The sequence below is a fragment of the Streptomyces sp. NPDC041970 genome, from assembly GCF_055588985.1.
In genome coordinates this window covers 38,535-58,855 of the sequence record NZ_JBVJCD010000018.1, presented here as the reverse complement: position 1 = coordinate 58,855, position 20,321 = coordinate 38,535, and the positions used below count along the sequence as shown (strand labels likewise).

The 20,321-nt window shown below is 73.7% G+C and carries 14 protein-coding genes; 3 read left to right on the top strand and 11 right to left on the bottom strand.

Annotation, left to right across the window (positions count from 1 at the left end; translation table 11 throughout):
- Positions 1–84 precede the first annotated feature (84 nt).
- The gene (gene alc, locus ACZ6EJ_RS12265; RefSeq protein WP_469266604.1) at positions 85–1,239 is read left to right on the top strand and encodes an allantoicase; all 1,155 of its coding nucleotides are present in this window, start codon (positions 85–87) and stop codon (positions 1,237–1,239) included.
- Positions 1,240–1,392: 153 nt separating this feature from the next.
- Here alc and pepN (ACZ6EJ_RS12260) read toward each other — a convergent pair whose 3' ends face one another.
- The 5 genes from pepN (ACZ6EJ_RS12260) to pepN (ACZ6EJ_RS12240) form a co-directional block, all read right to left on the bottom strand.
- Positions 1,393–3,969 (bottom strand): aminopeptidase N, encoded by a 2,577-nt coding sequence (gene pepN / locus ACZ6EJ_RS12260; protein WP_469266602.1) that lies wholly within the window; start codon positions 3,967–3,969, stop codon positions 1,393–1,395.
- Positions 3,970–4,156: 187 nt separating this feature from the next.
- Positions 4,157–5,185: an aspartate-semialdehyde dehydrogenase gene (locus tag ACZ6EJ_RS12255; protein WP_469266600.1), complete on the bottom strand. Its 1,029-nt coding sequence runs from the start codon at positions 5,183–5,185 to the stop codon at positions 4,157–4,159.
- 247 nt (positions 5,186–5,432) lie between these two features.
- Positions 5,433–8,735 (bottom strand): S8 family serine peptidase, encoded by a 3,303-nt coding sequence (locus ACZ6EJ_RS12250; RefSeq protein WP_469266599.1) that lies wholly within the window; start codon positions 8,733–8,735, stop codon positions 5,433–5,435.
- A 621-nt stretch (positions 8,736–9,356) separates the two neighbouring features.
- Positions 9,357–10,421, bottom strand: a complete 1,065-nt coding sequence (locus ACZ6EJ_RS12245) for a hypothetical protein (RefSeq protein WP_469266598.1) — start codon at positions 10,419–10,421, stop codon at positions 9,357–9,359.
- 197 nt (positions 10,422–10,618) lie between these two features.
- A complete protein-coding gene (pepN, locus tag ACZ6EJ_RS12240) occupies positions 10,619–13,222 on the bottom strand; it encodes an aminopeptidase N (protein WP_469266597.1) in 2,604 nt (867 codons plus the stop codon).
- Positions 13,223–13,367: 145 nt separating this feature from the next.
- Here pepN (ACZ6EJ_RS12240) and ACZ6EJ_RS12235 point away from each other — a divergent pair, with 145 nt between their 5' ends.
- Complete coding sequence (locus ACZ6EJ_RS12235) at positions 13,368–14,018, top strand: mycothiol-dependent nitroreductase Rv2466c family protein (protein WP_469266595.1); 651 nt, start codon at positions 13,368–13,370, stop codon at positions 14,016–14,018.
- A gap of 49 nt (positions 14,019–14,067) precedes the next feature.
- Here ACZ6EJ_RS12235 and ACZ6EJ_RS12230 read toward each other — a convergent pair whose 3' ends face one another.
- The 6 genes from ACZ6EJ_RS12230 to ACZ6EJ_RS12205 form a co-directional block, all read right to left on the bottom strand.
- Complete coding sequence (locus ACZ6EJ_RS12230) at positions 14,068–14,988, bottom strand: SDR family NAD(P)-dependent oxidoreductase (protein ID WP_469266593.1); 921 nt, start codon at positions 14,986–14,988, stop codon at positions 14,068–14,070.
- Between the two features lie 71 nt (positions 14,989–15,059).
- Entirely contained in the window at positions 15,060–16,280 is a 1,221-nt protein-coding gene (locus ACZ6EJ_RS12225) for a beta-ketoacyl-[acyl-carrier-protein] synthase family protein (RefSeq protein ID WP_469266591.1), read from the bottom strand.
- Positions 16,277–16,549, bottom strand: coding sequence for an acyl carrier protein (locus ACZ6EJ_RS12220; RefSeq protein WP_469266652.1), 273 nt, complete (start codon positions 16,547–16,549; stop codon positions 16,277–16,279). Before ACZ6EJ_RS12220 ends, ACZ6EJ_RS12225 begins: the two co-directional genes overlap by 4 nt.
- A 43-nt stretch (positions 16,550–16,592) precedes the next feature.
- Positions 16,593–17,588 (bottom strand): beta-ketoacyl-[acyl-carrier-protein] synthase family protein, encoded by a 996-nt coding sequence (locus ACZ6EJ_RS12215; protein WP_469266589.1) that lies wholly within the window; start codon positions 17,586–17,588, stop codon positions 16,593–16,595.
- A 120-nt stretch (positions 17,589–17,708) separates the two neighbouring features.
- Complete coding sequence (locus ACZ6EJ_RS12210; protein ID WP_469266587.1) at positions 17,709–18,686, bottom strand: acyl-ACP desaturase; 978 nt, start codon at positions 18,684–18,686, stop codon at positions 17,709–17,711.
- A gap of 349 nt (positions 18,687–19,035) precedes the next feature.
- A complete protein-coding gene (locus tag ACZ6EJ_RS12205; RefSeq protein ID WP_469266585.1) occupies positions 19,036–19,677 on the bottom strand; it encodes a superoxide dismutase in 642 nt (213 codons plus the stop codon).
- Between the two features lie 264 nt (positions 19,678–19,941).
- Here ACZ6EJ_RS12205 and ACZ6EJ_RS12200 point away from each other — a divergent pair, with 264 nt between their 5' ends.
- On the top strand, positions 19,942–20,319 hold the full coding sequence (locus ACZ6EJ_RS12200; RefSeq protein ID WP_469266583.1) for a hypothetical protein: 378 nt from the start codon (positions 19,942–19,944) through the stop codon (positions 20,317–20,319).
- Positions 20,320–20,321: the final 2 nt, after the last annotated feature.

The following is a 20,321-nucleotide window of genomic DNA, read 5'->3' as shown; positions in this document are numbered from 1 at the left end:
CCGCCCGATCGTTCGGCGGAGCTGAACGGTATGTGCGGAAACTTTCGATGGACCTGACGGGTCGCGCGGTCCGAAGGTGAGGGCATGACCTTCGACGCGAGCGAGACCGCATCCCCGGACCCCGACACCGACCCCCACGCCAACGACGCCGCGCCCTACGGCGGCGGCGACCCCTACGCCGACTACCGCGCGGCCGGGGACCTCCCCTTCACCGACCTGGTCGACCTCGCCGACCGCCGCCTGGGCGCGGGCGTGATCGCCGCCAACGACGAGTTCTTCGCCGAGCGCGAGAACCTGCTGCTCCGCGGGCGCGCCGTCTTCGACCCCGAGCGCTTCGGGCACAAGGGCAAGATCATGGACGGCTGGGAGACCCGCCGCCGCCGCGGCGCGGACGCCGACCACCCCTTCCCCGCCCCCGAGGAGCACGACTGGGCGATCGTCCGCCTCGGCGCCCCCGGCATCGTGCGCGGCCTGATCGTGGACACCGCCCACTTCCGCGGCAACTACCCGCAGCGCGTGTCGGTGCAGGCCGCCTGCGTGGAGGGCGCCCCGAGCCCCGAGGACCTGCTCGCCGACGACGTGAAGTGGGAGGAGATCCTTCCGCCCACCCCCGTGCGCGGCCACGCCGCCAACGCCTTCGCGATCACCGACGGCCGCCGCCGCACCCACCTCCGCCTCTGCCAGCACCCGGACGGCGGCATCGCCCGCCTGCGCGTGCACGGCGAGGTCGTCCCCGACCCGGCGTGGCTCGCCGCGCTCTCCACCGTCGACCTGGTCTCGGTCCTCAACGGCGGCCGCTGCGAGGACGCCTCCGACCGCTTCTACTCCTCGCCCACCCAGATCATCCTGCCGGGCACCTCACGCAAGATGGACGACGGCTGGGAGAACCGCCGCCGCCGGGTCCGCGACACCAACGACTGGGTCCGCTTCCGGCTGGCCGCCCAGGGCGCTCTGCGCGCGGTCGAGATCGACACCGCCTACCTCAAGGGCAACTCCGCGGGCTGGTTCGCCCTCCAGGGCCGCGACGGCGACGACGGCGCATGGTTCGAGATCCTCCCGCGCACCCGCCTCCAGCCCGACACCCTCCACCGCTTCGTGCTGCCCGCCGAGGCCGTCGCCACCCACGTCCGCCTCGACGCCTTCCCCGACGGCGGGGTGGCCCGGATGCGGCTGCACGGCGTCCTCACCGACTCCGGCGCGGCCGAACTGGCCCGGCGCCACGAGGAGTCCGGCGCGTGACCCCGTAACCCGCCCCTCGGGGCCCCGACCCCGCCCGGCGGACGGCCGCGCTCACGCGCCGCCCGCCGGGCGGCCACCACCCGCCGCGCACCGCGAAGAAGGGGCGCCTCCTCCGCCGCGGCGGAGGAGGCGCCCCCAGGGGTGCGCCGCCGGTTACGCGGTGGCCGCCGCCGCGTCCGCCGCCTGGGCCCTCAGGGCGCGCTCCACCCCGGACCGGGACTCCGACATCAGCCGGCGCAGCGCCGCGCTCGGCTCGGCCGACGCCAGCCAGGCGTCGGTGGCCTCCAGCGTCTCGGGGGAGACCTGGAGGGCCGGGTAGAGGCCCACCGCGATCTGCTGGGCCATCTCGTGGCTGCGCGCGTCCCAGACGCCCTTCACCGAGGCGAAGTACTTCTCCGTGTACGGGGCCAGCAGCTCGCGCTGGTCGGACTGGACGAAGCCGCTGATGACCGCTTCCTGGAGCGAGTTGGGCAGCGTGTCGGACTCCACGACCGAGGCCCACGCCCGCGCCTTGGCCTCCTCGGAGGGCTGCGCCGCACGAGCGGTGGCCGCGTGGCGCTCGCCCGCCGCCGTCCGGTCGCGCTCGTACTCGGCGGCGATCTCCTCCTCGTCCAGCAGCCCGGCCGCGGCCAGCCGCTCGACGAACGCCCACCGCAGCTCGGTGTCGACGCTCAGGCCCTCGATCGCGTCCGTGCCGTCCAGCAGCGACTGGAGCAGGTCCAACTGCTGCGGGTTGCGGGCGGTCGCCGCGAAGGCGCGGGCCCACGCCAACTGGTGGTCGCTGCCCGGCTCGGCCGCGCGCAGGTGGGCCAGGGTCGCCTCGGTCCACCGGTTGAGCGCGTTCTCCCGGCTCTCCGGGGCCGCGTACAGGTCCACCGCCAGCTTCGCCTGGCGGTGCAGCGACTGCACGACGCCGATGTCCGTCTCCTTGCCGATGTTCGCCAGCACCAGCGCGAGGTAGTCGCGCGTCGCCAGCTCGCCGTCGCGCGTCATGTCCCAGGCCGAGGCCCAGCACAGGGCGCGCGGCAGCGACTCGGCGAAGTCGCCCAGGTGCTCGGTGACGACCCGCAGCGACTCCTCGTCCAGGCGGACCTTGGCGTAGGAGAGGTCGTCGTCGTTGAGCAGGACGACCGCCGGGCGGCGCGTGTCCGCCGGGAACGGCACCGCGGTGCGCTCGCCGTCGACGTCCAGCTCGATCCGGTCCGTGCGGACCAGCTTGCCGTCCGCGTCCAGGTCGTAGCAGCCGACGGCGATCCGGTGCGGGCGCAGCGTCGGCTCGCCCTTCGCGCCGGCGGGCAGCGCCGGGGCCTCCTGGAGCACGGCGAAGGAGGTGACGCGGCCGTGTTCGTCGGTCGCGATCTCCGGGCGCAGGACGTTGATGCCGGCCGTCTCCAGCCACGCCCGCGACCAGGTCCGCAGATCGCGCCCGGAGGTCCTCTCCAACGCGCCCAGCAGGTCCGACAGGCGGGTGTTGCCGAACGCGTGCGCCTTGAAGTACGCCTGCACGCCCTCGAAGAACGCGTCCTTGCCGACGTAGGCCACGAGCTGCTTGAGCACCGAGGCGCCCTTGGCGTACGTGATGCCGTCGAAGTTGACCAGGACGTCGTCCAGGTCCCGGATGTCCGCCATGATCGGGTGCGTGGAGGGGAGCTGGTCCTGCCGGTAGGCCCAGGTCTTCATGGAGTTGGCGAACGTGGTCCAGGAGTGCGGCCACCTGGAGCCCTCGGCGTCCGCCTGGCAGGCGATCGAGGTGTAGGTGGCGAACGACTCGTTGAGCCAGAGGTCGTTCCACCACTCCATCGTGACGAGGTCGCCGAACCACATGTGGGCCAGCTCGTGCAGGATGGTCTCGGCCCGCACCTCGTACGCCGCGTCCGTCACCTTGGAGCGGAAGACGTACTGGTCGCGGATGGTGACCGCGCCCGCGTTCTCCATCGCACCCGCGTTGAACTCGGGGACGAAGAGCTGGTCGTACTTGGCGAACGGGTAGGCGTAGGCGAACTTCTCCTGGAACCAGGCGAAGCCCTGCCGGGTGACGGCGAAGATCTCGTCCGCGTCCAGGTACTCCGCGAGCGAGGGGCGGCAGTAGATGCCGAGCGGGACGGTCTGGCCGTCCTTCTCGTAACTGCTGTGCACGCTGTGGTACGGGCCGGCGATGAGCGCCGTGATGTACGTGGAGATGCGCGGCGTCGGCTCGAACGCCCAGACGTCGTCCCTCGGCTCGGGCGTCGGGGAGTTGGAGACGACCGTCCAGCCGGAGGGGGCCTTCACGGTGAACCGGAACGTGGCCTTCAGGTCCGGCTGCTCGAACGAGGCGAACACCCGCCGGGCGTCCGGGACCTCGAACTGCGTGTACAGGTAGACCTGCTCGTCGACCGGGTCGACGAACCGGTGCAGGCCCTCGCCGGTGTTGGTGTACGAGCAGTCGGCGACGACCTTCAGCTCGTTGGCGCCCTCGCGCAGGTGCGGCAGCCTGATCCGCGCGTCGCGGAAGACGGCGGCCACGTCCAGGTCCTTGCCGTTCAGCACGACCTCGTGGACGGCCGGGGCGACCAGGTCGATGAAGGACTCCGCGCCCGCCTCGGCGCAGTCGAAGCGCACGGTGGTCACGGACCGGTAGGAGCCGCCCTCCCGCGCTCCGGAGAGATCGAGGTCGATCTCGTACGCGTCCACGGTCAGCAGGCGCGCCCGCTCCTGTGCCTCTTCGCGGGTCAGATTCGTGCCAGGCACGCGGTCATCTCCTAGGGTGCGACTTGATATGCGGCGTTTTCGGCCATCCTTCCACGGACCGCGCCCCCCGCGCGATCTCCGTCTCCCGTGCCGCCGGGGGAGGACGCCCCCTGCGCCGGCGGGCACGCGGAGGGGCGGCCACCGGACACCGGTGGCCGCCCCTGCTCCGTCCGCGTACGGCGGCGGGTCAGCCCTTCAGCTCGGCCGCCACCAGCTCCGCGATCTGCACGGCGTTCAGCGCCGCGCCCTTGCGGAGGTTGTCGCCGGAGACGAAGAGCGCGAGACCGTTCTCGACCGTCTCGTCCACCCGGATGCGGCCCACGAAGGAGACGTCCTTGCCGGCCGCCTGGAGCGGGGTCGGGATCTCCGAGAGCTCGACGCCCTCGGCGTCCTTCAGCAGCTCGTACGCGCGCTCGACGGCGATCGGCCGGGCGAAGCGGGCGTTGATCTGGAGGGAGTGGCCGGAGAAGACCGGGACCCGCACGCAGGTGCCGGAGACCTTCAGCTCCGGGATCTCCAGGATCTTGCGGGACTCGTTGCGGAGCTTCTGCTCCTCGTCCGTCTCGAACGAGCCGTCGTCCACGATCGAGCCGGCCAGCGGGACCACGTTGAAGGCGATCGGGCGGCGGTAGACGGTCGGCTCGGGGAAGGCCACGGCCTCGCCGTCGTGGGCGAGCTTGTCGGCCTCGGCGACGACCTTGGCGGCCTGGCCGTGCAGCTCGGCGACGCCGGCGACCCCGGAGCCGGAGACCGCCTGGTAGGAGGCGACGGTCAGCGCCTGGAGGCCGGCCTCGTCGTGCAGCGGGCGCAGCACGGGCATCGCGGCCATGGTGGTGCAGTTCGGGTTGGCGATGATGCCCTTGGGGCGGACCCGGACCGCGTGCGGGTTGACCTCGGAGACGACGAGGGGGACCTCGGGGTCCTTGCGCCAGGCGGAGGAGTTGTCGATCACGACGGCGCCCTGGGCCGCGACCTTCTCGGCCAGCGCCTTGGAGGTCGCGCCGCCGGCGGAGAACAGGACGATGTCCAGCCCGGTGTAGTCGGCCGCGGAGGCGTCCTCCACGGTGACGTCCGTGCCCTTCCAGTCGATCGTGGAGCCCGCGGACCGGGCGGAGGCGAACAGCCGCAGCTCGTCGACCGGGAACCCGCGCTCGGCCAGGATTGTGAGCATGACAGTGCCGACCTGACCGGTGGCGCCGACGATTCCGACCTTCACGAGGACTCCTTGGGTGTGTGCGTCTGGGTGGTCCGCTTGGCGCTCCATGATGCGTATGTCCTGGCCCACCTTGTCCAATCCATTGTCCGACCTGCGGGCTCTCCGTCCGGGGGCCGCAGGTTCTGCCGTGCCCGCGTGCCGGGAGCAGAACATCTTCGACGCGGCGGGCGGGCTGTGACGAGGGACACGCACGGCGGGGCAGGGGCTCGTGAGAGCGCCTGCCCCGCCGTCGTTCGGGTGGGTTCCGCTACGGCGCGACCTTGCCGATCACGACGCTGCCGGCGCCCGCGGCGGTGCCGCGGGAGTTGACCAGCCGGACCTCGCCGAAGAACTGCCGGCCCTCGGGGGCGGCCCCGGCGACCACGACCTCCGCGCCGACCCGCGCCGACGCGCCGTTGGCCAGGTCCACGGTCTTCGCGGCGTCGACCTTGATCGTGCCGAGCGACGCCGCGTAGTACACGTCGCGGTAGTCGTACGCGGTGCTCCCGGAGGGGACCGAGTAGCCGTCGACGACGATCGTGTACGTGCCCGCGGCGGGCTTGACCAGGCTGACCGACTCCTCGGAGCCGGCGGTGGTCGAGCTGCCGACCTCCGTCGCGCCCCGGAAGACGTACAGGTCGACGTCGGCGTTGGCGTCCGAAGTGCCCCCGACGGCGACGTCGAGCTTCTCGACGCCCGCGCCGATGGTCACCGTGGTCTGCTGCGACTGGCCCGTGGAGATGGTCGGCCGGGCCACCTTGGCCGAGCCCAGCGAACCGCCGGCGAGCTTGCCGCGCAGCGCCGCCGCGGTGTTGGTGACCTTCCAGTCCACCGCCGCCGGAGCGCCGATCTTCGCCTCGGCGATGGTCTGCACCGCCGGGTCGAAGGTGACGCCGAGCAGCGAGACGTCCAGCTTGTACGGGTTGTCCAGCAGCGGCGACGTACGGCGCGACTCGACCTCGATCTCCCACACGCCGGGCTGCGGGTCCTTGTAGGAACGCGCGTCCGGGCGGCAGGTGTTGGCCGGGTACTCGTAGTTCGCGTAGCAGTTGACCGTGGAGGTCGGGTCGACCGGCGTCCCGTACGGGTGCAGGGCGACGAACCGGGTCTGGCTGCCCGAGCGCAGTGCGCTGAGGGCGACCTCGAGGGTCTTCGCGCCCTCCGGCACGTCGACGAAGTACGACGTGGTGCCGTTGCGCCGGACCGAGCCGGACGCCTTGACGGCGTAGCCGGGCTGCTCCAGCTCCTGCGCGACCACGACCGTGGTCATGATCTGGTGGTCCACCCCGGCGGTCTTCTTGTCGTCGACCTGGAGGATGGCGCTGTGCACCCCGGCGGCCGGGGCCTGCGCCCTGACCTTCACCTTGACCGGCTCGTCCAGCGGCAGCGAGACGTACTGGGGGCTGCTCAGCTCGAACGCGCCGCCGTTGTTCTTCCACGACAACCGGTGCTGGACCGGGCGGTCCGGGCCGGTGGTGCGGGTGACGACGACGTCGTAGACCTTGCTCTCGCCGGCCTTCAGGCCGCCCTCGCGGTCGTAGAGGCCGGTGCCGAAGCCCGGCTCCTTGAGCGCGAAGTCGATCGCGGTGTCGACCGGGGCCTTCACCGAGAACTCGTGGGCGGGCGTGCCCTGCTTGGCGATCTGCTTCCACGCCTTGACGATGTCGATCAGCCCGGAGCCCTGGACGTGCGCGGGCACGTCCTCGATGTGGGAGGCGGTGCTGGTCAGCGCAGAGCGCAGGTCGGCCGGGGGCAGTTCGATGCCCTTCTGCTTCGCGGCCGACAGCAGCAGCGCCGCGGCGCCCGCGGCCTGCGGGGAGGCCATCGAGGTGCCCTGGAGCATGGAGTAGCCGGCCGGCAGGGCGTAGCCCGCCTCCTTGACCGGACCGCCCGGCGCCCACGTCTGGGTGGTGTTGATGGCCGCGCCCGGAGCCGAGAGGACCGGCGCGAAGCCGCCGTCCTCACGCGGACCGCGCGAGGAGAACGGCAGCATGTCGTACTTCTTGGTGACCTTGGAGCCGTAGTTGGCGGCCCAGGTCTCCCGGGAGATCGACGCGCCGACCGAGATCACGTGGTCGGCGAGCGCGGGGTCGCCGATGGTGTTCAGCCCCGGACCGCTGTTGCCGGCGGAGATGACGAGCTGCACGCCGTAGATGTCGACCAGGCGCTTGTACAGCTCGGCGCGGGCGTTGTTGCCGTCGTTCAGCGGCGGCAGGCCGCCGATCGACATGTTGACGATGTCGACGCCGCGGTTGACGACGAGGTCGATCATGCCCTCGGTCAGCGCGATGTTGGTGCAGCCGCCCGACCAGGTGCAGGCGCGCGAGGAGACGATCTTGGCGCCGGGGGCGGCACCGTCCATCTCGCCGCCGAACAGGCCGTTGGCCGCGGTGATGCCCGCGACGTGCGTCCCGTGCGAGCCCTCGATGACGCCGATGTTGACGAAGTCGGCCTTGTCGCCCGCCGCGTTGTGGACCACGTTCCTGCGGGTCTCGACGACGAACGGGATGCGCTCGACGACCTCGGTGCGCGGGTCGTCCTCGCCGAAGTGGGAGACCTGGAACTTCTCCTTGTACGGCTTGAGGGCCGTGTCGTCGGTGAAGTCCGCGTTCTCGTTCAGGTCGACCCGCGTGGCGCCGGTGACCGGGTCGTACAGCACGCCCCAGACGTCGGTGGTGTCGCCGTCGCGGTTGAGGTCGCCCGCCATGTCGCCGCCGGTGGTGGCCGCCTCCCCGAACGTGGCGAACCGGTACGAGCCCGCGGGCGCCGCGTAGGTCTTGCCGCCGGAGGTGAACGTCGGGCCGGTGACGGCCTGGTCCATCCGCAGCCAGGTGCCGTCGGCGTCGGTGACCGGGTCGGTCGCGGTCACCCAGTCGACGATCTTGCGCTCGCCGGTGGTGGTCTTCCGCAGGGCCGGGTGGCCGAGGTCGACGCCGGAGTCCAGGACGCCGATGGTGATCCCGCGGCCGTCGGCCTCCGGGTGCTTCTCGACGAAGTCCACCGCGCCCGTCTCGAACGACGGGTTGTACGGGTTCTTCGCCGGCGTCGTCCTGTCCGGCGCCGGGTAGTCGCCCGTGGCCCTGGCCGGCTTCGCCGCGGCGGCCCGGTCGCCCGCGGGCGTCGGGTCGTCCAGCTTGATCTCCTGCTTGAGATCGATGCCGAGGACGGACGTGAGCTTGGAGGCCGCCTTGATGGTGGCCTCGGCGGTGCGGGTCGGGACCGTCGCCCGGACGTAGCCGAGCCGGTCGTAGGTCCGACCCGGCAGGGACCCCTTGACGGCGTCCAACTGCGCGGCGACCTGCTCGGTGGCCCCCGGCGTGGTGGCGACCATCAGGGTGACGTTCTTCTCGCCCTTGGCCTCGGCCCTGGCCAGCAGGTCCGCGTCGGCCTCGCCGAGCTTGTCGCCCGGACCGCTCGCGGCGGCCGGCTTGACCGGGGCCGGAGCCGGGTCCTCGGCCGCGAAGGCCGGAGCGGCTCCGGAGGCGGCGAGTGCGGCCGCGAGGCCCGCCGCGGCCGCGATACGCGCCGCGCGTCTGGCCCCGGTTATGGAGCCGGGGGATTCCTTGGTCATCAGCACCCCTGCAAGTGAAAGAGAGAGTCCGGAATTCGGTACCGGATGACCGCTCAGCTTGTCGTAAATGACAGAGGTTTGTGGAGGGTTGACGAAGACGAGTCAGGTGCATGGCAGAAATCCGCCACGAGGCGCGATACGTCACGGGGGACGAACGAGGCGAAAGCGCACGGGCGGAGCGACGGCCGGGGGCCATCGGGCCGGGCCCGCTGGGTCGTACCGGCTCCACCGGGCCGGTCCGGCAGCACCGGGCCGGTCGGGCAGCACCGGGCCTGTCCGGCTCCACTGGGCTCCACCGGGCCGGTCGGGCAGCACCGGGCCTGTCCGGCTCCACTGGGCTCCACCGGGCCGGTCCGGCTCCACTGGGCTCCACCGGGCCGGTCCGGCTCCACTGGGCCGATCCAGCCCCATCGGACCCGGTCCAGTCCCACCGGGCCGTGCCAGGACTCGCCGGCCCGGTCCTGCCTTCGCCAGCCCGGACCGGCCTTCACCGGCTCGGACCGCGCCTCGGACCGCCTTCACCGTCTCGGACCTGCCCTCACCGGCCCGGACCTGCCCTCCCCGGCTCGGACCGGCCCTCCCCGGCCCGTCTCCGGCTCCACCGTGCAGCCCCACCCCCCCTCAGCGCGGCGCGATCACCAGGTACGCGGCCGGTTCCCGGTCGTTCGCCGCCATCAGCGCCGTACGCACCACCGCGGCCTGCTGGCCCGCCGCCTCGCGGAGCTTCCTCGGGGCCAGGGGGACGACCGTGACCCCGAGCCGCTCCAACCGGTCCCGCCGGGCGCCGTCCGCCAACCACCGCGGGCCCTCCGCGTACGCCGGGGCGCGCCGCCCCCGCTCCGGCGCGCCGAACCGGGGAGCCGGGACGTCCAGCTCGACCGCGACGGCCTGTTCCGGCCAGTACGCGTCGACCCCGCCCACCTCCGGCCCGTCCGGCAGCCGCAGCTCCACGTTCCACAGCGGCTCCGGCAGCCCGTGCTCGCGCACCATCGCGTACAGCCGCGCCTCCGCGGCCGACCGCCCCTCGGCCAGCAGCACGTCCACCGCACCCGCCACGGCCGGCCGCCCCAGCAGCTTCGCCGCGCCCAACTCCCGTACCAGCGGAACCGGGTCGCTGTGCCCGCCGCGCACGGCCTCGGTCAGCAGCCGCCGTACGAGCGCCGGATCGCCCAGCCCCGCCACCGCGTCGGCCAACGCCCGCTCGACCGGGGCGACGGGCATCCCCGCCAGCCGCACCGGGGCCGGCAGCGCGGAGGCCCGCACCACCTCCACGAACCGGGTGGACCGCAGCCGCCGGGTGCGCGGCACCAGGACCTCGACGCGGGGCAGCGCCTCCGGGTCCGGCGCCGCCACGAAGCCGTGCAGCGCGAGCGCCGCCAGCCCGGTGACCATCGCCTCGCCGTACCCCGCGCCCGACGGCTCCGGGGACGCGCGCCGGGAGGAGGCCGGCGGGCGGCCCGCGTACAGCAGGGCGCCGCGCAACCGCTCCTGGCCGCTCGGCGCGCCCCTGTGCAGCAGGAAGACCCCCGGCAGCAGGTGCTGCCAGGGGCCGCCCGGCAGGCACCGGGCCGACGCCTGCGAGGCCAGGACGCCCCGCGCCCGGAGCTGGGCGGCGGACAGGACGCGGTGCGTCACGTCCCGGAGGTCGTGCGAGGGGTGGGGCGGGAGGGGGGTGTTCTGGGTCATGTCCGGCAGTCTCCCGCCGTCCGGGCGCGCCCCGGCCGCTGTTACACGTCCGTCGACGATTCCGGACAACACCGCCCCGAAGGGCAGATGTTCGACAGCCGCAAAGGCCCGTCACGCCGGATTCGCACCGGCAGGCGCACCGGGCAGGTGTGCGAGCGCCGCGCGCGCCGCGCGCACACCGAGCCCGTGCGCCCCGGTCAGACCGCCTCCTGCGCCCGCCGGTCGCACTCCTGGCCGCGCAGCGCCCGCGCGAGATCGTCCCGCGCCTCCAGCACCAGCCGGCGCAGCGCCGGAGCGGCGTCCGGGTGCTCGCCCAGCCAGGCGTCCGTCGCCGCCAGGGTCCGCGGACCGTCCTGGAGACCGGGGAACATCCCCCGCACCACGTGCATACCGATCTGGATGGACCGCTCCGCCCAGACCCGCTCGATCGCCGCGAAGTACCGGTCCGCGTACGGGGCCAGCAGCTCGCGCTGCGAGGGCTGGTCGAAGCCCGCGATCGTCGCCTCGACCAGCGCGTTGGACAGCGCGTCCGACTCCACGACGTCCGCCCACGCCCGGTCCTTCACCGCCTGCGACGGCCGCGAGGCCAGGCACCGTACGTGGTGGCGCTTGCCGGACGCGGTGTCGTCGCGGGCCAGCTCGGCGTCGATGGCCGCCTCGTCGGCCACCCCGTGCGCGGCCAGCGGGGAGAGGAGGGCCCAGCGCAGCTCCTGGTCGACGTCGAGGCCGTCGACGCGGTCCGTGCCCGCCAGCAGCCCGCCCAGCAGCGGGAAGTCCTCCTCGCGGGAGGCGACCGCCGCGAAGAAGCGCGCCCAGGTCAACTGGTGCTGGCTGCCCGGCTCCGCGAGCCGCAGCTCGCGCAGCGCGCCCTCGGCCAGCGCCCGGCCGCCCTCCTCGCGCCACTCGGGGGCGGCGTAGTGCACCAGCGCCGACCGCGCCCAGGCGTGCAGCATCTGGAGGACCCCGATGTCGCTCTCCCGCCCGGCGTGCGCCAGCACCAGGGCGACGAAGTCGCGGGCCGGCAGCAGCGCGTCGCGGGTCAGGTTCCACAGCGCCGACCAGCACAGGGCGCGGGCCAGCGGGTCCGCGATGTCGCCCAGGTGGTCGCGGAGGGTGGCCAGGGACGCGTCGTCGAAGCGGACCTTGCAGTACGTGAGGTCGTCGTCGTTCACCAGGATCAGGTCGGGCCGCTCGGCCCCGGCCAGCGACTCCACCACGGTCCGCTCCCCGGCCACGTCCGCCTCGGCGCGCGTGTACCGGGTCAGCCCGCCCTCGGGCGTGCGCCGGTACAGGCCGACCGCGACCCGGTGCGGGCGCAGCTCGGGGTGGGAGGCGGCGGCCTCCTGGACCACGGCCAGCTCGGTCAGCCTCCCGGCCTCGTCGTACGCGGCGACGGGGGTCAGCGCGTTGAGGCCGGCGGTCTGGAGCCACGCGCGGGACCAGGCCGTCATGTCGCGCCCGGAGGTCTCGGCGAGCACCGAGAGCAGGTCGCCCAGCCGGGTGTTGCCGTAGGCGTGGCGCTTGAAGTAGCGCCGCGCGCCCTCCAGGAACGCGTCCCGGCCCACGTACGCCACCAACTGCTTGAGCACGGAGGCGCCCTTGGCGTACGTGATGCCGTCGAAGTTCAGCTTGGCGTCCTCCAGATCGCGGATGTCGGCCGTGATCGGGTGCGTGGAGGGGAGCTGGTCGGCCCGGTAGGCCCACGCCTTGCGGTTGTTGGCGAAGGTGATCCAGCCGTTGGTGAAGCGGGTCGCCTCGACCATCGAGAAGGTGCCCATGAAGTCCGCGAAGGACTCCTTCAGCCACAGGTCGTCCCACCACTCCATGGTGACCAGGTCGCCGAACCACATGTGCGCCATCTCGTGCAGGATGACGTTGGCGCGCCGCTCGTAGGCGGCCGAGGTGACCTTGCCGCGGTAGATGTACTCCTCGCGGAAGGTGACCATGCCCGGATTCTCCATGGCCCCGAGGTTGTACTCGGGCACGAACGCCTGGTCGTACTTCCCGAAGGGGTACGGGTAGTCGAAGTGGTCGTGGAAGAAGTCCAGGCCCTGCTTGGTGACGAGGAAGACGTCGTCCGCGTCGAAGTGGCGGGCCAGCCCCTTGCGGCACATCGCGCCGAGCGGGATCTCCAGCTTGGTGCCGTCGTCCAGGGTGCGGGTGTAGTGGTCGCTCACGTAGTGGTACGGACCGGCGACGACGGCGGTGATGTACGTCGAGATCGGCTGCGTCGGCTCGAACCGCCACTCCTCGCCCTCGTGCTCCTCCTCCGCCCCGTTGGACCAGACCCGCCAGCCCTCGGGCGCGGTCACCCGGAAGCGGAAGGGGGCCTTGAGGTCCGGCTGCTCGAAGTTGGCGAAGACGCGGCGGGCGTCGGCCGGCTCGTACTGCGTGTAGAGGTAGACCTCGCCGTCCTCCGGGTCGACGAAGCGGTGCATCCCCTCGCCGGTCCGGCTGTACGCGCAACGCGCGTCGACCACGAGGACGTTCTCGCCCTCCAGCAGCCCGTCCAGCGCCACGCGGGTCCCGTCGAAGACGGCGGCCGGGTCCAGCGCCGTGCCGTTCAGCGTCACCGCGTCCACGGCCGGGGCCACCAGGTCCGCGAAGGTCGAGGCGCCCCCGCGGGCCGACCGGAACCGGATCGTGGTCAGCGAGCGGAAGGTCCGCGGGCCGCCCTCCCCGTCGCCGCCCTCGGGCCCGCCGACGGCGGACCGCAGGTCCAGAGCGATGTCGTAACCGTCGACGGTCAGCAGCTCGGCCCTGCGCTGGGCCTCGTCGCGGGACAGGTTTTCTCCGGGCACGGGCACTCCTTCGTGACGCGCGTCATGTGTCGTGTTCGAACCCATTGATCCTTGCACGCGTCCCCGGATGTCCGACGTCCGGGAATGGCCGGCCCCTCGGCGCGGTTTCCCCCCACAGTCGCAACACGCCTTTCAGAGGAGACTCATGTCCGAGAACACCCCGGCGAACGGCAAGACCCCGGTCGACTTCTGGTTCGACCCGCTCTGCCCCTGGGCGTGGATGACCTCGCGCTGGATGCTGGAAGTGGAGAAGGTCCGTGACGTCGAGGTCCGCTGGCACGTGATGAGCCTGGCCGTGCTGAACGAGGACAAGTTGGACGAGCTGCCCGCGGAGTACCGCGAGATGCTGGAGACCAAGGCCTGGGGCCCGGTCCGGGTCGTCGTCGCCGCCCGGCAGAAGCACGGCGACGAGGTCGTCGGCCCCCTCTACACCGCGCTCGGCACCCGCTTCCACAACAACGGCGAGGGCCCCACCCCCGAGGCCGTCGCCGCCGCCCTCCAGGACGTCGGCCTCCCGGCCGAGCTGGCCGAGTACGCCGACTCCGACGCCTACGACACCGAGCTGCGCGCCTCCCACCAGGAGGGCATCGACAAGGTCGGCCAGGAGGTCGGCACCCCGGTCATCGCCGTCCCCGGCGCGGACGGCGAGCAGATCGCCTTCTTCGGCCCCGTCGTCACCCCCGCCCCCAAGGGCGAGGACGCGGCGAAGCTCTGGGACGGCACGCTGCTGGTCGCCTCCATCCCCGGCTTCTACGAGATCAAGCGGACCCGCACGCAGGGCCCGATCTTCGACTGACCCGCCCGCTCCGACCGGCCCCGCGCGCCCGCGCGGGGCCGGTCGCGCGTCAGCCGCCGCCCCGGCGCGGGGCGGAGACCCCCGGCAGACCGGCCAGTCCGGCGAGGCGGCGGCGCAGGCCGAGGTGCGAGGGGGCGAGGCCCGCGAGGCTCTTCTTGGTCCGGTCGGTCACGGCCGTGGGGAGGAGGGCGTTGGAGGCCACGCTGAACCGCGCCGCCGCCCCCGCCCGGTAGCAGGCCCTGGGCCGGGCGGCTCCCAGCGCCCGGACGATCGCCGCGGCGGCGACGTCGGGGCCGCGGTAGCGCTCGGGGCGGCGCAGGGCGGCCGCGGTGGCGCCGTAGCTGGCGGTGAAGCGGTCGCTGACGACGCTGGGCTCGCGCAGGGCGCGCGCGGCCTGCTCCAGGAGCGCCGTGGTGTGGAAGCCGGGCTCGACCAGGACGACGTGGACGCCCAGAGCGGCGTTCTCCATGCGCAGCGCGTCGGTCAGCGCCCGCAGGGCGAACTTGCTGGCGCAGTACCAGCCGTTGAGCGGCAGGGACACCCGCCCGCCCATCGACGCCACGTTGACGATGCGGCCCTCGCCCCGGTCCCGCATCCCCGGCAGGACCAGCCGGGCGATCCGGGCCGGGGCGTGCACGTTGACGTCCATGACCCTCCGCGCGTCGGCCTCGGTGACGTCCTCGACGGCCCGAGGGGTGACGATGCCGGCGTTGTTGACCACCGCCCACGGGCCGCCGCCGGTGTCCTCGGCGATGCCGGCGAAGACCTCCCGGCAGGCGTCGGGGTCCGTCAGCTCCAGCGCGACGGTGCGCAGGCGCGCCCCGCGCTCCTGGGCGTACGCGGCCAGTTTCTCCGCCTTCTCCGGGGTGCGGGCGGTGCCGATGACGTCGTACCCGGCCCTTGCCAGCAGCAGTGCGGTCGCCAGCCCGATGCCGCTGCCGGCCCCGGTGACCACGACACTTCGTCCCATGGTGCGTCCTCGTCCGTACGGGGGCCCGGCGCGGACCGGGCCCGGATGGTCGCGGCGGCCGGCGGGGGCGGTCACGCGCCGGTGAAGATCAGGGCGGCGTTCTGGCCGCCGAACCCGAACGAGGTGCTCAGGGCCGCGCGCATACGGTGCGGGCGCGGGATCTTGGCGACGACGTCCAGGTCGATGCGGCTGTCGACGGCGTCGAGGTTGGCCGTCGGCGGGATCTGCTGGTGCTTCAGCGTCAGGACGGTCAGGGCGGCCTCGATGGCCCCGGCGCCGGCGATGGAGTGGCCCAGCACCCCCTTGTTGGCCGTCACCGGCGGCGGCGACCCGAAGACCGTGCGCAGCGCGCGTGCCTCGGAGAGGTCGTTGAGCTCCGTGGAGCTGCCGTGGGCGTTGACGTGGTCGATGTCGGCGGCGTCCAGCCCGGCGGAGGCGAGTGCGGCGCGGATGGTGCGGGCCGCGCCGCTGCCGTCGGGGGTCGGGGCGGTGGAGTGGTGGGCGTCGCAGCCCAGCGCCCCGCCGGCCAGGTAGGCGTGCACGGGCGCGCGGCGGGCACGGGCGTGCTCCGCGCGCTCCAGGACCAGCACCGCGGCCCCCTCGGAGAGGACGAAGCCGTCGCGGTCGGCGTCGAAGGGGCGGCTGGCCGCCTCCGGCGCCTGGTTGCGGCGGGAGAGGGCCCGCAGCTTGTCGAAGCCGGCGGACGCCAGGGGGGAGCAGGCGGAGTCGCTGCCGCCGGCCACCACCACGTCGCAGGTGTCGGAGCGCAGCAGGTCGCGGGCGAGGCTGATGGCGGAGGAGCCGGAGGCGCACGCGGTGCTGACGCAGAATCCGGGGCCCTGGGCCCCGAGGTCGAGACTGACCTCGCCGGCCGCCATGTTGGCCGAGCCGCCGGGGATCGTCGTGGGCGAGATGCCCTGGGGCCGGTTGTCGAACAGCTTCCGCCACGCCGTGCCGTTGGTCGCGGTGCCGCCGCTGGCTCCGATGACCACGCCCAGCCGCGTCGGCTCGACCGTGCCGCGCTTCAGCCCCGCGTGGACGGCCGCCTCCCGCGCGGCGGCCAGGGCGAACTGGATGAAGCGGTCCATGCGCCAGGTGTAGTTGGGCCCGAGGACGTGCTCGGGGCGGAAGGCGTCCGCCCGGCAGGAGAAGGTGACGGCGAGGCCCTGGAGCCGTGCGTCGTACGAGGCGGTCCCCAGGCCCTCGCTGACGCACTCCCAGGTGGACGCGGTGTCGTGTCCCCCGGCGGTCACCATGCCCAGCCCGGTCACCGCCACGGCCGAGGTGCTCATACGGCGGCCGGCCCGGTCATCGCGGCGCTCCTGGACGCGTCCGGTTGCACGCTCTGGAGGAAGTCGGCGACCTCGGAGAGGGTGGGGTTGTCCCGCAGCGCGGTGATGTCGTCGGGCATGTGCAGGTGGTGCTCGTCCTCCAGGACGGTCAGCAGCTCCAGCATGGCGATGGAGTCGACCTCCAGCTCCTCCAGCCGGGTGCCGGGCCCGAACGCGCCGGCGGTCTTGCCGAAGTGGTCGGTGAGGGTGGTGACGAGCAGGGTCAGCATGGGGGACACGGCGGAGGTCCTTCCGAGAGGGGGCGGGCGGGCGTCAGAGGCGGGGTGCGCGCAGCGGGCCGGTGTTCTGGACCACGACGCAACTGGCGGTCATGCCGGTGCCGAGGGAGAGCAGCAGGGAGAGCGGGGCCTTCGGCGCGTGCCCGGCGGGCGGCTCCGCGGCGTGCAGGGTGGCGAGGTCGGCCAGCAGGTCGCCGGAGCCCAGGTGGCCGGCGCCCTGCCCGATGGCGCTGACCTTCACCCGCAGCGGGGGCGGCAGCGCGGGGAGGACCGCCGCCCGCAGGAACGGCTGGCCCAGGCGCGGTAGGTGCACCGTCGCGATGGACGGGTCGTCCGGCCCCGTGTCGATGTCCTCCAGCGCCCGGCGGATCACGGCGCCGATGAGGCGACGCATCTCCCACGCGTGCGCCAGGTGCTGCTTGACGGTGTCCCTCGCCGCCGTCTCCCGGGCCTCCGGCGCCGGGTCCGCCGGCAGCGCGAGGGTCCCGCGCGAGGCCACGGACCGGATGAGGAGCCGGCCGGGCACGACCCGGCTCAGCACCACCGCCGCCGCGCCGTCCTCCAGCGCGACCCCCTCGCCGGTGGCGCTGGTCCAGTGCTCGGCGGGCAGGTCGGCGAAGGAGTCGGCGGCTGCCACCACGGCGTGCTCCAGGGCGGGGTCGGCCATCATCCGGGCCACGGCGTGCTCGATCCCGGCCGCTCCGCCGCACGACATCTGCTGCACGCCCAGGACGGTCGCGTGCACCGCACCGCACGCCCGCGCGAGGTGGAAGGGGGCCAGCCGCCACTCGTCGCCGTTGTCGAAACCGGACGCGAGGACCAGCAGCTCCACGTGCTCGGGCTTCAGGCCCGCCTGGTCGAGCGCGGCGAGGGTCACCCGCCGCGCCATCCGCGGGCCGCTCAGCCCCCGCTCCCCGCCGCGTGCGGAGGGCTCCGCGCCACCGCCGCCCGGCCGGCCCGGAGGCGCGTGCACCAGGCCCGGCAGCAGTTGCCCGGCCCCGGCGACGCCGATCGCCTCGACGACCTTCATCGGCGGCCTCCCGCGTGCTCGCGCCGGGGCGAGGCAGTGACCGGGTTCGGCATGGGGGTGTCCTTACGCGACGGTTGGGGCTGGTGGGGGAGAGGCGCGGTGCGGCGCTGCCATGGACCGCTAGGGATCGCGGGGCTCGGGCAGGGGGGCGGCCGCCCGCTCCGCCGCCAGGCGGGCGCGGCGTTCGTCGAAGCGCGCGGCGGCCCCGGCGAGGTCCTCCACGTACCGCGTGATCCGGTCGCGGGCGATCTCGCCCGCGGCGGAGAGGCCCGGCGACTGCCACACGCGCAGGTGGCGCAGGAGGGGGAGGAGGACGTCCCGGTGGTGCACCCCCTGGTCGTAGATGCCGGCCACCGCCACGTGCACGGTGAGGCGGCGGAAGCCGGGCATCTCGGCGCCGGGCATACGGAAGGAGGTGACGGCCTCGGCCAGGGCGCACATCGCCTGGTCGGGCCAGCGTTCGAGCGCGGCGGCGAACAGGTCGCGGTAGAAGAGCATGTGCAGGTTCTCGTCCACCGCGATGCGCGACAGCAGCAGGTCGCAGACCGGATCGCCGCTCTGGCGGCCGGTGTTGCGGTGCGACACGCGGGTGCCCAGCTCCTGGATCATGAGGTACGCCGCGTTCGCCAGCAGGTCGTCGTGGTGGTGCGGGGTGAACCCGCGGCTCAGATGGGCCATCCGCGAGCGTTCCAGGACGAGCGGGTCGACGCACCGCGAGGCGTGGACGTAGGCGCGCATCGCCGTCGCGTGCCGGTCCTCCTCCGCGGTCCACCGGTGCAGCCAGGCCCCCCACGCGCCGTCCTGGCCCAGCTCCTGGGCGACGGCGTGGTGGTAGGAGGGCAGGTTGTCCTCGGTGAGCAGGCCGACCAGCAGGGCGCTGCGCACGGGCGCGGACAGGTCCGACTGGGTCTCCTCCCACGGCTCGCCCCCCAGCGGGCCGTCGAAGTCCCGGCCGCGCCCCCACGGCACGTAACTGTGGGGGAGCCAGTCGGTGACGCGGTCCAGGTGGCGCGACAGGAGCTGCTCGACGACGGGTTCCAGTTCGCGCAGAAGGCTCCGCGGTCCGACCGCGCCGTCGGCGAGGGAGTGCTGACTCATCGGCCTGCCCTGGTTCGTGAGGTGCTGCGGCGTGACCGCTGGTGAAGGGGACGAAGCCCCGGCCGCAGCGCGCTCGGCGCGCCGTGGTGGACGGGTCCATGGCCTCAACGACCGCTCCGGCGGCCGTGACACGCTCCGGGGCGGTGATCGGCCCGTATCGGTGATCCCGGTCCGCGCGCTTGACGTCCGGGCGTCGCGCCGGCCGGACGCGCGGCGCGCGGACAGGGGAGAGCCCCCGCGAGTCACGTCCTCGCGGGGGCTCTCCGTTGTTCCGCCTGCCGGTGTGAAGGGTGAGAAGACGATCACGAGGCAGGACGCGCCGTCCGCCGGAGCGGAGCCGGGGGCGGGGTCAGGGGGCGAGCAGCAGGACGTCCCCGCGCTCCTTGGCGGCGGCGTAGCGCTTCGCCACGTCCTGCCAGTCGACGACCTGCCACATCGCCTCGATGAAGTCGACCTTCTGGTTCTTGTACTGGAGGTAGAAGGCGTGCTCCCAGGCGTCGAAGACGAGGATCGGGACCGAGCCCTGGCCGACGTTGCCCTGGTGGTCGTAGACCTGCTCGACGATGAGCCGGCCGCTGAGCGGCTCGTACGCCAGCACGCCCCAGCCGGAGCCCTGGGTGGTGGCCGCGGCCTTGGTCAACTGGGACTTGAAGCCCGCGAAGGAGCCGAAGGACTCGGCGATCGCGTCGGCGAGGTCGCCCACGCCGTCCGCCGCGAGGGGCTCGCCGCCGCCGTCGCCGGCCATGTTGTGCCAGTAGATCGAGTGCAGGATGTGGCCGGACAGGTGGAAGGCGAGGCTCTTCTGGAGGCCGTTGATCGCGCCCCAGGCCCCCTTCTCGCGGGCCTCCTCCAACTGCTCCAGGGTGTCGTTCGCGCCCTTGACGTACGCGGCGTGGTGCTTGTCGTGGTGCAGCTCGATGATCTGCGGATTGATGACCGGTTCGAGCGCCGCGTAGTCGTACGGGAGTTCCGGGAGCGTGTACGTGGCCATGATGCGAACCCTTCGACTGCTGGGAATGCCGTCCAGTTGTTATTGCAACCTCTATGCAGGAGCAGGCTAGCAGCAGGAGGGGTGGGCGGTGATCGGTCCTTCGGACCAGGACCGGGGACCTGGGCCCCCGCCCTCACCCGTACGGCCCCGTGCGCCCCGGCCGCCGGGGCGTCGTGTGTTTGGGCGCCGCGTTACGGGGGACCCGCCGGAAACGGCCGGACGGCCGTCCGCGACCCGGAACGCGACAGGAGGAGGCGTGCCCCGATGAACGAACATCCCGACCCGGTCTCCGAGGGGACCGCCGGGAGCCCGGCCGCCTCCACGTCCCCGGCCGGCTGGATCGTCCCCCTCCTGGTCGGCGGCGCGGCGGCGGCCCCGCTCATCGGTCCCGTCGGACGGGGCGCCCGCCGCCGGGCGCGCTCGCACGGGACCCTGTCGACCCCCGGCGACCGCCCGCCGAGCGGGCGCGCCCGCCCGCACGGGGAGACCGCGCGGGAGCCGGCCGGCCTCGGCGCCGGCGCACGCCGGACCGCCCACCGACGCGTGGGGCACGGGAACCTCGGCCCCCGCCCCGCACCGCCGGGTCCCCGCCCCTCGCGGGACGAGGGCGGCGCCTTCCGCGGCGGCGGCCCCGGAGCCTGAGC